The organism is Agrobacterium sp. 22117 (genome assembly GCF_052045735.1).
GTDB classification, from domain to species: Bacteria; Pseudomonadota; Alphaproteobacteria; order Rhizobiales; family Rhizobiaceae; genus Agrobacterium; species Agrobacterium cavarae.
Map to the genome: position 1 here is coordinate 92,799 of NZ_JBQEPP010000003.1, position 12,219 is coordinate 105,017.

Below are 12,219 nucleotides of genomic sequence, written 5' to 3' on the forward strand. Positions count from 1 at the left end.
TTTAAACCGGTATACCGGAACACGAGTCAGTTGACAACCGGCATACCGGTATGCAATTTACGTCGCATTGGGAAGGGAGGCTCCCCGAAAATGCAGAATTTCAAGACCTGCGTCATTATAGGCGCCGGAATGGTGGCGAAGACCCACGTGCGCGCTTGTGCAGCAAGCCCCGAGAAAATTAGATTGAAGGGTATCGTCGACAGCGGTTCCGGACGCGCCAAGGCGCTGGCCGAGGAAGCGTCGAAGCATGCAGGATATGACGTTACGGTCTATTCCTCGGTGGAAGCGGCGGCGCATGATAAGGATGTCGATTTCGCCATCATCGCCACGCCGCCGAACGCCCGCCTCGATATCGTCGAAGCTTTCGCCCGCGCCGGCAAAGATATTCTGATGGAAAAGCCGGTTGCTCGCAACACCGATGAGGCGGAGCATCTGGTTGCTCTCTGTCGGGACGCTGGCGTCACGCTCGGTATCATCTTTCAGCACCGCATGCGGGCTGCATCACAGAAGGCGCGTGCACTTGTTGATGGCGGAACGCTTGGAGAGCTCGGTCTCTGCGAGATTTCCGTGCCGTGGTGGCGTGCCCAGTCCTATTATGACGAGCCCGGTCGCGGCACTTTGGCGCGTGACGGTGGCGGCGTTCTGATTTCCCAGGCCATTCACACCATCGATCTTGCCCTCAGCCTCACAGGTCCTGTGTCGCGCGTTCAAGCTATGGCGGCAACGACTCGTTTCCATCGTATGGAAACCGAAGATTACGTTGCTGCGGGCCTTCGCTTTGCAAATGGCGCGGTCGGCTCGCTTGTCGCGAGCACGGCAAGTTTTCCAGGCTCGGCGGAATCGATCGTCCTGCACTTCGACAATGCCAGCCTCCGGATCGCTTCCGGTCTCCTGCATGTCGATTGGCGCGACGGACGCCAGGAGGTCTTTGGTGGGGCGGCTTCCGGCACCGGTGGCGGCGCCGATCCGATGGCTTTTACCCATGAATGGCACCAAGGCGTCTTCGAGGATTTCGCCGATAGCATAACCGCCCGACGTCCACCGGTTGTCACGGGCGAAGCGGCTCTTTTGTCTCACAGATTGATCGACGCGATCATTAACTCGGCCGAAACCGGCAAGGAAGTGGAACTGCAACAATGACTAAAGCAATTAAGTTCGTCGCTCTGGGCATAGAGCACCGCCACATTTTTGGCATGGCACAGAACCTGATGGATGCCGGTGCGGAGTTCGTCGGCTGGTGGACCGAAGGCGAGCCCGACGTGGTCGAAGGCTTCGTCAAGCGTTTTCCCGAGGTGCCGCGTTCGGCCACCAAGGAAGCGCTTCTGGCGGATCACAGCGTCGATCTCGTCGTCATTGCCGATATCCCATCCAAGCGCGCAGACCTTGCGGTCGCCTCGATGGAGGCCGGCAAGGATGTCATGACCGACAAGCCGGGCTGCACCACATTTGAACAGCTTGAGCGCATTCGCCAGACGGTCAAGAAGACCAACCGCATCTGGACAGTCGACTTCTCGGAGCGCTTCGAAGTGCCGAGCGTCACCAAGGCTGCGGAACTGGTCGCAGCCGGCGCCATCGGCCGCATCGTGCAGACCATCGGCATGGGTCCGCATCGCCTCAACCGCCAGATCCGTCCAAAGTGGTTCTTCGAGCGTGAAGCATACGGCGGCATCATCACCGACATCGCCAGCCACCAGATCGACCAGTTCATGTTCTTCACCGGCTCCACCGAGGTGGAAATTGTGTCTGCTTCGGTTGCCAATTACGCCAACCCGGGAGATCCGGGCCTGCAGGATTTTGGCGAAGTGCTGCTGCGCGGTGACAAGGGCCATGGCTACATCCGCGTCGATTGGTATACGCCGGATGCGCTGCCCACCTGGGGTGATGGCCGCCTGACGATCCTCGGCACCGAGGGCTATATCGAACTGCGCAAATATGTCGATGTCGGCAACAGCGAGGGCACAGATCGCCTGATCCTCGTCAATGGCGATCGCTGCGAGTACATCGATGCCTCCGACGCTGGCCTCCCATATTTCGGACGCGTATGCGACGACATCCGCAACCGCACCCAAACGGCGATGGCGCAGGAACATGTCTTCAAGGTTTGCGATCTGTCGCTTCAGGCACAGGCCAAGGCTGAAGGAGCAAAGGCATGATTGGCGTCGCCATTGTCGGTGCCGGTATTGGTGCCGAGCATCTGAAGGGGTATCTCGCTTTGCCGGAGCGTTTCTCCGTCAAGGCGATCTGCGATCTCGACGTGGAACGTGCGCGTGGCGTTGCCAATGGCACGTCCATCCACGTCACAGCCCATCTGGATGAGGTCCTGGCGGATCCGAGCATCCAGCTCATCGACGTCTGCCTGCCGCCGCACTTGCATTTTCCGATCACGCTGAAGGCGCATGCCGCCGGCAAGGACGTGGTCTGCGAGAAACCGCTCGTGCGTTCGCTGGAAGAGGCAAATGCGCTTCTCGAATCCGTCAAGACAACCGGCCGCAGCATCTTCCCCGTTTTCCAGTATCGCTTTGGTCCGGCCATGCGCCAGCTTCGTGCGCTGATCGATGCCGGGCTTGCTGGTAAGGCCTATGTTGCAAGCTCGGAGGTCCACTGGAACCGTGGCAAGGGTTATTACGACATTCCATGGCGCGGCACCTGGAAGGGCGAATGCGGTGGCGCGATCCTCGGTCATGCGATCCATGCGCATGATCTGATCTGCTACGTGCTTGGCCCGGTCGATGAAGTCTTCACCATGGCCGATACCCGGGTCAACACGATCGAAACCGAAGACTGCGCGGCCCTCAGCTTCCGCATGAAGAATGGCGCGTTGGCAACAAGTTCTGTCACGCTCGGTGCTGCCGAAGATACGTCGCGTCTACGCTTCTGCTTTGAAGGTTTCACTGCCGAAAGCGGTTCGCTGCCCTATCGTCCTGCGGAAGACAAATGGCGCTTTATCGCCCGTGCGCCAACGACTCAAGCTCAGATCGACGCGGTTCTTGCGACGGTTGGCGACGGCGAAAACGGTTTCACCGGTTTTGTCGAGGCGATCGCCGACGCCATGGAGGGACGCGGCGGCAAGGAAGTCACCGTAACGGACGGTCTGCAATCGATCGAACTCGTCACGGCCATCTATCGCTCGGCGCGGGAAGGCAAGCCGGTGCGTCTGGCAGAAGCGGCGGAAGGTCAGTGGATCAAGGGTTGGGCTCCACAGCCAGCACCAGCTGCAGCATCGGCCTGAGAATCGGAGCGATTTTCGGAATGCACGATGCGTAAATCTGAAGCGTAGAGCGTCCTTTGTGCGTCCCAAAGGACGCTCGGCGCTCTAAAGCACAATCATCGAACGGGAGGAAACCAGATGATCAGTCAATACAAAATCGCATTCGCGGCGTTGGCCTTGGGCACAGCGTCTTTCGCGGGTGGCGCTCAGGCTGCCCAGGAAGTTCGCTTCACCTGCGCCTATGACGGCAATGGCTGCGAAATCCTGAAGGACATTCTCGCACGCTATGAAAAGCAGCATCCCGACGTGAAGATCGTGACCGACGTGGTTCCTTACAAGGCACTGCTGGAAGGTCTGCCCGTTCAGCTCGCTGGTGGCAGCGGCCCTGACTTCGCCACCGTCACCGACCTTGGCGGCCTGAACCGTTATTACCTCGATCTCACGCCCTATGTGGACGCGAAGAACTGGGAAGACAATTTCTCCAACGTGCTGAAATGGTACCGCAGCGGCCCTGAAGACAAGGGCATCTACGGCATGCATACGCAGTTGACCATCACAGGCGCCTTCATCAATCGCACGCTCTTCGATCAGGCCAATGTTGCCGTACCCGGCAAGGACGCGACGATGGACGATTGGGCAAAGGCTGCGACTGCCGTTGCCAAGGCCACCAGCACGCCTTACCCGATGGCGATCGACCGTTCCGGCCACCGTATTGCCGGCCCGGCCATTTCCTACGGCGCCAAGATTTTCGACGCGGAAGGCAAACCGATCCTGGTCGATGAAGGCTTTACGACTTTCGTGAAGAAGTTCGTCGAGTGGAACAAGAACGGTACCATGGCGCGTGACGTCTGGGCCGGGCAGGGCGGCAACACCTATCGCGACGCCGCGCAGGAATTCATCAACGGCCAGCTTGCCTACTACTATTCCGGCAGCTGGCAGACCGCGCGCTTCGACAGCCAGGTGGGCGATGCCTTCGACTGGGAAGTCGTACCACAGCCATGCGGTGGTGCTGCCTGCACCGGCATGCCAGGTGGTACCGGTATTGTCGGTTTCAAGCAGACCAAGAACCCGAAAATCGTTGCCGATATCCTGAACTTCCTCGCTGAAGACGAGAACTATCTCGATTTCACGGTTCGCACCCGCAACGTTCCGGCCAAGAAGTCCATCGCGGAAAAGGGCGTGACCTATACCGGTGCGACCCCTGCCACGCAGAAGGCCATGAATGCCTGGCTCGACCAGATCCCCGGCATCAGCCCGATTGCTTACGCCTACCAGGGTTACAAGAATAATCGCGCCATGTTCAACATCTCTGTCCAGCGTATCACGCAGGCCATCGTCGGCGAACTCACGGTCGATGAAGCGATGGCACGCGCCAAGACGGACGTTGAGGAAATGTTGAAACAGGCGAAGTGATCCATCGCCTTCCGGCGCGGCGCATCCCGCGCCGCGCCGGATCGAAGGAGGAGCCCCATGTATAAATTTATTGCGCCAGTGATGGGCATCGTCGAACTGCCATTCGCCTTCCTGCAGAAGGTTCTCGGCCATCGACGGATTGCCTGGGTGTTTCTCACCCCTAACCTGTTACTCTTTGCTGTTTTCGCATTTCTGCCGATCCTGCTGAACGTCGCCTATTCGGTGACCGGCACCGAGCAGATCATGCTTGCCGATCGCCCCTTCGTCGGCGGTGGTAATTTCTCGGCGCTGATGTCCTGCGGCAATTATCTCGACCCGAATTCCTGTCAGCAGGATCTCTTCTGGCGCTCGGTATGGAACACGCTGCTCTTCGTCGTGCTGCAGGTGGGCTTCATGGTCGGCTTCTCGCTGATCACCGCCATCATCCTCAACCGCGATATCCGCGCCCGTGGTTTCTTCCGCGCCGTGTTCTTCTTCCCCGTGCTTCTGTCGCCCGTCGTCGTGGCGCTGATCTGGAAGTGGATCTTGCAGCGCTTCGGCGTGCTGAATGCCGCGATGGAAGGGATGGGCTTGAGCTCTGTCGACTGGATGCTGGAAGCAAACCTTGCCTTCGGCTGGTCGGTCTTTCTCTCGGTCTGGGCGCATATGGGCTTTTACACGCTCATCCTGCTTGCCGGTCTGCAGGCGATCCCGCGCGACGTCTACGAGGCCGCAGAACTCGACAGGGCCAACCCCTGGCGCATCTTCCGCCGCATCACCATGCCGCTTCTGGCGCCGACCATGCTCGTCGTGCTGGTTCTGTCGCTGATCAAGGGCGTACAGACCTTCGACGAAATCTTCGCCTTCACCGGCGGTGGTCCAGGCTCGGCAACGACCTTCATCATTCAATACATCTATCAGACCGGTTTTGCCGGAACGCCCCGCAATTTCGGCCTTGCAGCCGCAGCCTCGCTGCTTCTCGCTGTCGTTCTCGTGGTGCTGACCGCGCTACAATTCCGGGCAAACAGGAGCAAGGTCGATGGCTAGGATTGGTGCATTTCTGACCCGCACGCGCGGCCGCAATGGCAAGCTGCACTGGACCGACTGGCTGTCCTACGCCTATCTTGGCATGGCCGTTCTGATCATGTTCGGCCCGGTCGTCTGGCTTGTTCTGTCGTCCTTCAAGACGGAAGCGGACCTTCAGCGCTTTCCTCCGCGTTTTCTGCCCTATTCGCAGGAGACGGTCGTGGTGGAGGGACAGCAAGCGCCGCTTCCCGCCTACACCACCAAGGACGGCCAGACGGTGGGCATGGTGCGGCGCATCGGCCTGGTAGCGCAGGTCATCGATCCGGCCAAGCCGGCCGAAATTCAAAAAATGCCGTTCAACGAGTTGAAGCCGGCAGAGCGCGTGTCGCTGGCGACGGAGAACTACACCGAGCTTTTCCAGCGCTTCAACTTCCCGCTCTACTTCTGGAACTCGGTCTTCATCACGGTAACGTCCACCGTCATCATGCTGATCGTCAATTCCATGGCGGCCTTTGCCCTGTCGAAATATCAGTTCAAGGGCAGGGGTGCCGTTCTCGCCATGGTCGTCGGCACTTTGATGATCCCGCAGACGGTCGTCCTCGTGCCGCTCTTTCTCATCACCAGCCAGCTTGGCATGATCAACAGTCTCTGGGGCGTGATCATTCCCGGTGCCGCCACGCCGACCGGCGTGTTCCTGCTGCGCCAATATATGCTGACGATCCCCGATGAGATCCTCGACGCGGCACGCATGGATAAGGCCAGCGAGTGGAAGATCTACTGGCGCATCATCTTGCCGCTCTCTGCACCGGCACTTGCGGTGCTTGCGATTCTCGCGGTCATGTGGCGCTGGAACGACTTCCTCTGGCCGCTGATCGTGCTGACCCGCAACGACAATTTCACCCTGCAACTGGCACTGAATTCCTTCCAGGGAGAGATGTCGACGGAGTGGAGCAACCTGCTCGCCATGACCGTGCTGACGCTCGCGCCCATCGCGCTGGTCTTCATGTTCCTACAAAAATACATCGCCACCGGCATTGCATCGACGGGCGGCAAATAATCCTTCGGGAGGAGACAAGACAATGGCAAGTATTGAGCTTCGTCAGGTCAAAAAGACATATGGCGCCCTCGATGTGATCAAGGGTATCGATCTCGATATCAAGCACGGCGAATTCTGCGTATTCGTCGGACCGTCCGGCTGTGGCAAGTCAACGCTTCTGCGCATGATTTCAGGCCTGGAAGCCCTGACCGATGGCGATATCGTCATCGGTGGCGATGTTGTCAACACGGTGCCAGCCGCCGACCGCGGTCTTGCCATGGTGTTCCAGTCCTACGCGCTTTACCCGCATATGACGGTGCGCGAGAACCTCTCCTTCGGCCTTGAAAACATCGGCACGCCGAAGAAGGCGATCGCCGAAAAGATCGCTCAGGTTTCCAAGATGCTACAGATCGATCAGCTTCTGGAGCGCCGCCCCAAGGATCTGTCGGGCGGCCAGCGCCAGCGCGTTGCCATCGGTCGTGCCGTCGTGCGTGAACCGCGCGTCTTCCTTTTCGATGAGCCGCTTTCCAACCTCGACGCGGAGCTGCGCGTCGATATGCGCGGCGAAATCTCCGCTCTGCACAAGCGTCTTGGCAATACGATGATCTACGTCACCCACGACCAGGTGGAAGCCATGACCATGGCCGACAAGATCGCCGTGCTTCGCGCTGGCAAGCTGGAGCAGTTCGGCGTCCCGCTCGATCTTTACAATCGGCCTGCCAATCTCTTCGTCGCAGGCTTCATCGGGTCGCCAAAGATGAACTTCTTCGCTGGCGAGGTGATCTCCGGACCGACACCTCTGCTGAAGATCGCCACGGGAGAACTGATCCCGCTGCCGCAGACCGGTTTTTCCTATGTGCCCGGCCAGAAGGTCACGCTCGGCATTCGCCCCAACCATGTGAAGCACGGCAGTGAGGGACCGCTCACCATGTCGGTGCGCACAGCCGAACAGCTCGGTGGAGAATCCTATCTCTACGGCAATATGGGCGATGGTACGCCCGTGACGCTGCATCTGTCCGGGCAAACCTCCACTGCAGCCGGTGAGGTGATCCGCATGGCCGCGCCGCTCGAGCACGTTCACCTTTTCGATACGACGAGCGGCTTGACGCTCAAGCAGGACGTTTGACATGACCGAGAAGAAGCTTCGCTCCGCCCGCTGGTTTGCCCCCGACGACCTGCGCAGTTTCGGCCACCGCTCGCGCATGATGCAGCTTGGCTATTCCGAAGAGGATTTTGCCGGCAAGCCGGTGATCGGCATCCTCAATACGTGGTCGGAGCTCAACACCTGTCACTCGCATTTTCCCGAACGAGTGAAGGACGTGAAGCGTGGCGTTCTTCAGGCTGGCGGCTTCCCCGTCGAGATGCCATCCCTCTCCGTCGATGAGAGCTTTACCAAGCCGACCTCCATGCTTTACCGCAACATGCTGGCGATGGAGACGGAAGAGATGATCCGTTCTCATCCGCTCGATGGCGTCGTGCTGATGGGCGGCTGTGACAAGACCACACCCGGTCTCGTCATGGGTGCGATCTCCGCTGGCGTTCCGATGATCTATTTGCCCGCTGGCCCGATGCTGAGCGGCAACTATGCCGGCAAGACACTCGGTTCCGGCTCTGACGCCTGGAAATACTGGGACGAACGCCGCGCAGGCAATGTCACCGATGAAGAGTGGAGCGGCGTCCAGGGCGGCATCGCGCGCTCCGCCGGCGTCTGCATGACCATGGGCACGGCCTCCACCATGACCGCGATCACCGATGCGCTTGGTCTGACGCTGCCGGGTGCATCTTCGATCCCTGCCGTGGACTCAGCTCATCTGCGCATGTCGGCGGCCTGCGGCCGTCGCATCGTGGAAATGGTGGCCGAGGATCTGACCCCAAACAAGATTTTGAGTGCGGCAGCCTTCCGCAATGCGGCGATCGTTGCCATGGCAACCGGCTGCTCCACCAACGCCGTCGTGCATCTGATCGCCATGGCTAGGCGCGCCGGCGTGCCGATGACGCTGGACGAATTGGATGCGCTCGGCCGCGTCACCCCGCTGATCGCCAATGTCCGTCCCTCGGGCAAAGACTATCTGATGGAGGACTTCTACTTTGCCGGTGGTCTGCGCGCTCTGATGAAGCAGATCGAAAGCCGCCTTGATTGTTCAGCCTTGACGGTGACCGGTCGCAGCATGGGTGAAAACCTGGAAGGCGCCAAGGTCTATAACGACGATGTCATTCGCTCGCTCGACAATCCCGTCTATGCAGAGGGTTCGCTTGCCGTCCTTCGTGGCAATCTCTGCCCGGATGGTGCCGTGATCAAGCCTGCGGCCAGCGATCCCAAGTTCCATGTCCATGAAGGTCCAGCGCTCGTCTTCGATAGCTATCCCGAAATGAAGGCGGCGATCGACGATGAAAATCTTGACGTCACCCCTGATCATGTTCTGGTGCTGCGCAATGCAGGACCACTGGGTGGCCCGGGCTTTCCGGAGTGGGGCATGTTGCCCATCCCCAAAGCGCTGATCAAGAAGGGCCACCGCGACATGGTGCGCATTTCCGACGCCCGCATGTCCGGCACGTCCTATGGCGCCTGCGTGCTGCATGTTGCGCCGGAAAGCTTTGTTGGCGGCCCGCTCGCGCTTCTGAAGACAGGTGATATCGTCCGCCTCGATCTGCCCGCACGTCGCCTCGATATGCTGGTCAGCGAAGAGGAGATCGAAAGCCGCCGTGCCGCCTGGCAGCCGCCAGCGCCGCGTTATGAGCGTGGCTACGGCTATCTCTTCTCCAAGCATGTGACCCAGGCGGATGAGGGTTGCGACTTCGACTTCCTCCAGACGGATTTCGGCCACAGCGCTGGCGAGCCGGACATCTACTAAAGGATTGGGTCGATGATGAAGCGTTTGCTGATCACAGGTGCCGGCGGCCAGCTTGGCAGAATGCTGCGCGGGCGTCTCGGCCAGGTTGCCGAAATCGTCCGCCTTTCGGATGTGGCGGAGATTGCCGCACCCGCCGGACCGCACGAGGAAGTGGTGCGTTGCGCGCTGGAGGATGCTGAGGCCGTCCACGATCTGGTGAAGGATTGCGATGGCATCGTTCATCTAGGCGGCATTTCGGTCGAGAAGGCATACGACCCGATCGAGGACGCCAATCTGCGCGGAGTCTACAATCTCTATGAAGCGGCGCGGGCGAACGGGAAGCCACGCATTCTCTTCGCTTCGACCAATCACACGATCGGCTACTATCCGCAAGGCGCTCAGCTCACTGCAGACATGCCCTTCCTGCCGGACGGGCTTTACGGCGTGTCGAAGATTTTCGGCGAGGCGATTGCGAGCCTCTATCATTCCAAGTTCGGCCAGGAGACGGCGATCGTCCGGATCGGTTCCTGCACCGAAAAGCCGATGGATTGGCGCATGCTCTCCACCTGGCTCAGCCATGACGATTTCGTCTCGCTGATCGAGGCCGTTTTCCTCGTGCCAAAGCTTGGCTGCCCGGTGATCTGGGGTGTGTCTGACAATGATGATGCCTGGTGGGACAATTCACATGTCGATTTTCTCGGCTGGCAGCGGCGTGACAATGCCGCGCGGTTCCGCGAGGAGATCGAACGGACCGTGCCGCGCCCCGATCCGGAAGCGGCCATCGCGAAATATCAGGGTGGCGTCTTCATCGACGAGCCCATTCACAAGGCGTGAAAAGCCTTCATCCGTCACGACGAGGAGAACACTATGAACAGCGAAACCCGCGAAAAATTATCGACGATTTCCGTCGCGACACTGGCAACGGCGCTTTACAAGCGCGGCCTGCGCAACCAGGTCATCCAGGGTGTGCGCCCGCTTGGTTACAAGGGCAAGAACATGGTGGGCCCGGCCTTCACACTGCGCTACATGCCGGCCCGTGAAGACCGCAATCAGCTCGTCGAATTCCGCAACCCTGCCCATCCGCAGCGCGTGGCGATCGAGACCTGCCCTCCAGGCCATGTGCTGGTCATGGATAGCCGCAAGGATGCAAGTGCTGCCTCTGCCGGCGATATTCTCGTCACCCGTTTGATGGTGCGCGGCGGTGCCGGTATCGTCTCCGACGGCGGCTTTCGCGATGCGGCAACCATTGCCGAGCTGGATATCCCGGCCTACCACACCCGCCCGTCCAGCCCGACGAACCTCACCAAGCATGAAGCAATCGAGATCAACGGCCCGATCGGCTGCGGCGACGCGCCGGTCTTCCCTGGCGACATCATCGTTGGCGATGCGGATTGCGTTATCGTCATCCCCGCCGGTATTGCCGATGAAATTGCGACCGAAGCCGTAGAAATGACCGCTTACGAGGACTTTGTCGTGGAACGGGTCAAGGCAGGCGAAACGATTATCGGCCTCTATCCCTGCACGAAGGACGAGCACCAGACCGCTTTTGCAGCATGGCGCAAGGAAAACGGTCGTTGACCTTCGGGCAAGGCCCTACAGCGTCGGCCCGAAAATCGAAGCCGATTTTCGGAAAGCACGGCGCTCTAAGCGAGATCATTCATAAAGAAAATGGCCGGGTTCGTCCCGGCCATTTGTCCATCGGCTAAACTCGTCGACGACCGCTATTAGTCGTAGAAGGAATCCACGAACTTGTGGCGACCGAGCAGAAACGCATCGGCGACGTGGGTCAGCGGTGCGAGATCGACGTCGGATGACTTGGCCTTGATGATCTCGGCAAAGCGCTCGTACAGGGCAGGGTATTCGCGCTCCGGCTCTGCAAATGTCAGTTCGCCATTGATCGAAAGCTTCGCGGCGCCTTCGGACAGAACCATCTGACCGGCTTCCGTTTCTGCGACGATATCCCAGCTCTGCTTGCCCGTCTGACGCCAGTCGAACTCGGCATGCACCGGCATCTTCGTCACGTCGGAGAAGTGGATATCGGCGGCAATCGGTGCGTCACGATTTTCCGGGAATTCCAGTGTCGCCTTGGTGATGAACAGCGCGCGCGGCAGGATATGGGTGATGATCGACAGCGCGTTGATGCCGGGGTCGAAGACACCGAGACCGCCAGCCTGCCAGATCCATTCCTGGTTCGGATGCCAGTGGCGCACATCTTCCTTCCAGATGACATGAACGCTGTTGATCTTGGTGGATGCCAGAAAGCTCTTTGCTGCTTCGACAGCCGGAGCGTAGCGCGAATGCCAGCTTGCAAACAGCGAAAGACCCTTTGAGTCCGCCAGGCGAACGAGATCCTGCACTTCCGAAAGGGTCGCACCGGGCGGCTTTTCAAGGAACACATGCTTACCAGCGTTGAGCGCGGTATAGGCAGCCTCGTAGCGATATTGCGGCGGCATGCAGAGCGACACGGCGGTCACGTCCGGCACGGCTCCGATCAGTTCCTCGATCGTGTGATAGCACGGGACGCCTTCGACGGTACCATGGCGGCTGGCCGTCGCGATAAGCTCGAAATCCGCATTGGCGGCAATGGCTGGAAGATGCTGGTCGCGAACGATTTTGCCGACGCCGACGATGGCAAGCTTGATGGCTGACATGCTTTTAAGACCCGTGTGATGCTCTAAAAATAATACTTTATGCCTTGTATCAGAAACGGGCGGGCGGGCAAGCCG

General features: G+C 59.7%; 11 protein-coding genes. 10 read left to right on the forward strand and 1 reads right to left on the reverse strand.

Translation table 11 applies throughout. The annotated features are described in order from the left end of the window. Positions 1–90 precede the first annotated feature (90 nt). The 10 genes from ACTJKV_RS08895 to ACTJKV_RS08940 all read left to right on the forward strand — a co-directional run bounded on the left by ACTJKV_RS08895 (position 91) and on the right by ACTJKV_RS08940 (position 11,071). On the forward strand, positions 91–1,140 hold the full coding sequence (locus ACTJKV_RS08895; RefSeq protein WP_274103751.1) for a Gfo/Idh/MocA family protein: 1,050 nt from the start codon (positions 91–93) through the stop codon (positions 1,138–1,140). After that, on the forward strand, positions 1,137–2,153 hold the full coding sequence (locus ACTJKV_RS08900; RefSeq protein ID WP_274103750.1) for a Gfo/Idh/MocA family protein: 1,017 nt from the start codon (positions 1,137–1,139) through the stop codon (positions 2,151–2,153). Before ACTJKV_RS08895 ends, ACTJKV_RS08900 begins: the two co-directional genes overlap by 4 nt. Continuing rightward, positions 2,150–3,229, forward strand: coding sequence for a Gfo/Idh/MocA family protein (locus ACTJKV_RS08905; RefSeq protein WP_274103749.1), 1,080 nt, complete (start codon positions 2,150–2,152; stop codon positions 3,227–3,229). Before ACTJKV_RS08900 ends, ACTJKV_RS08905 begins: the two co-directional genes overlap by 4 nt. Positions 3,230–3,346: 117 nt before the next feature. Then, positions 3,347–4,621: an ABC transporter substrate-binding protein gene (locus tag ACTJKV_RS08910; protein ID WP_111847825.1), complete on the forward strand. Its 1,275-nt coding sequence runs from the start codon at positions 3,347–3,349 to the stop codon at positions 4,619–4,621. 57 nt (positions 4,622–4,678) lie between these two features. Further along, on the forward strand, positions 4,679–5,647 hold the full coding sequence (locus tag ACTJKV_RS08915) for a carbohydrate ABC transporter permease (RefSeq protein WP_274103748.1): 969 nt from the start codon (positions 4,679–4,681) through the stop codon (positions 5,645–5,647). Next, the gene (locus ACTJKV_RS08920; RefSeq protein ID WP_274103747.1) at positions 5,640–6,683 is read left to right on the forward strand and encodes a carbohydrate ABC transporter permease; all 1,044 of its coding nucleotides are present in this window, start codon (positions 5,640–5,642) and stop codon (positions 6,681–6,683) included. Before ACTJKV_RS08915 ends, ACTJKV_RS08920 begins: the two co-directional genes overlap by 8 nt. A gap of 22 nt (positions 6,684–6,705) precedes the next feature. Then, complete coding sequence (locus ACTJKV_RS08925; RefSeq protein ID WP_274103746.1) at positions 6,706–7,788, forward strand: ABC transporter ATP-binding protein; 1,083 nt, start codon at positions 6,706–6,708, stop codon at positions 7,786–7,788. Between the two features lies 1 nt (position 7,789). Continuing rightward, positions 7,790–9,514 carry an L-arabinonate dehydratase gene (gene araD, locus ACTJKV_RS08930; RefSeq protein ID WP_274103745.1) on the forward strand — a complete coding sequence of 575 codons (1,725 nt, stop codon included), beginning with the start codon at positions 7,790–7,792 and terminating at the stop codon, positions 9,512–9,514. A gap of 12 nt (positions 9,515–9,526) precedes the next feature. Then, on the forward strand, positions 9,527–10,327 hold the full coding sequence (locus ACTJKV_RS08935; RefSeq protein WP_274103744.1) for an NAD-dependent epimerase/dehydratase family protein: 801 nt from the start codon (positions 9,527–9,529) through the stop codon (positions 10,325–10,327). Between the two features lie 33 nt (positions 10,328–10,360). Next, positions 10,361–11,071: a ribonuclease activity regulator RraA gene (locus ACTJKV_RS08940; RefSeq protein WP_062425600.1), complete on the forward strand. Its 711-nt coding sequence runs from the start codon at positions 10,361–10,363 to the stop codon at positions 11,069–11,071. 146 nt (positions 11,072–11,217) lie between these two features. Here the strand turns inward: ACTJKV_RS08940 and ACTJKV_RS08945 are convergent, their stop codons facing one another. Further along, positions 11,218–12,144, reverse strand: coding sequence for a Gfo/Idh/MocA family protein (locus ACTJKV_RS08945; RefSeq protein ID WP_274103743.1), 927 nt, complete (start codon positions 12,142–12,144; stop codon positions 11,218–11,220). Positions 12,145–12,219: the final 75 nt, after the last annotated feature.

Coding starts and splice junctions, on each gene's coding strand:
- ACTJKV_RS08895 (WP_274103751.1), top strand. CDS start 91: ATGCAGAATTTCAAGACCTGCGTCATTATAGGCGCCGGAATGGTGGCG.
- ACTJKV_RS08900 (WP_274103750.1), top strand. CDS start 1,137: ATGACTAAAGCAATTAAGTTCGTCGCTCTGGGCATAGAGCACCGCCAC.
- ACTJKV_RS08905 (WP_274103749.1), top strand. CDS start 2,150: ATGATTGGCGTCGCCATTGTCGGTGCCGGTATTGGTGCCGAGCATCTG.
- ACTJKV_RS08910 (WP_111847825.1), top strand. CDS start 3,347: ATGATCAGTCAATACAAAATCGCATTCGCGGCGTTGGCCTTGGGCACA.
- ACTJKV_RS08915 (WP_274103748.1), top strand. CDS start 4,679: ATGTATAAATTTATTGCGCCAGTGATGGGCATCGTCGAACTGCCATTC.
- ACTJKV_RS08920 (WP_274103747.1), top strand. CDS start 5,640: ATGGCTAGGATTGGTGCATTTCTGACCCGCACGCGCGGCCGCAATGGC.
- ACTJKV_RS08925 (WP_274103746.1), top strand. CDS start 6,706: ATGGCAAGTATTGAGCTTCGTCAGGTCAAAAAGACATATGGCGCCCTC.
- araD (WP_274103745.1), top strand. CDS start 7,790: ATGACCGAGAAGAAGCTTCGCTCCGCCCGCTGGTTTGCCCCCGACGAC.
- ACTJKV_RS08935 (WP_274103744.1), top strand. CDS start 9,527: ATGATGAAGCGTTTGCTGATCACAGGTGCCGGCGGCCAGCTTGGCAGA.
- ACTJKV_RS08940 (WP_062425600.1), top strand. CDS start 10,361: ATGAACAGCGAAACCCGCGAAAAATTATCGACGATTTCCGTCGCGACA.
- ACTJKV_RS08945 (WP_274103743.1), bottom strand. CDS start 12,144: ATGTCAGCCATCAAGCTTGCCATCGTCGGCGTCGGCAAAATCGTTCGC.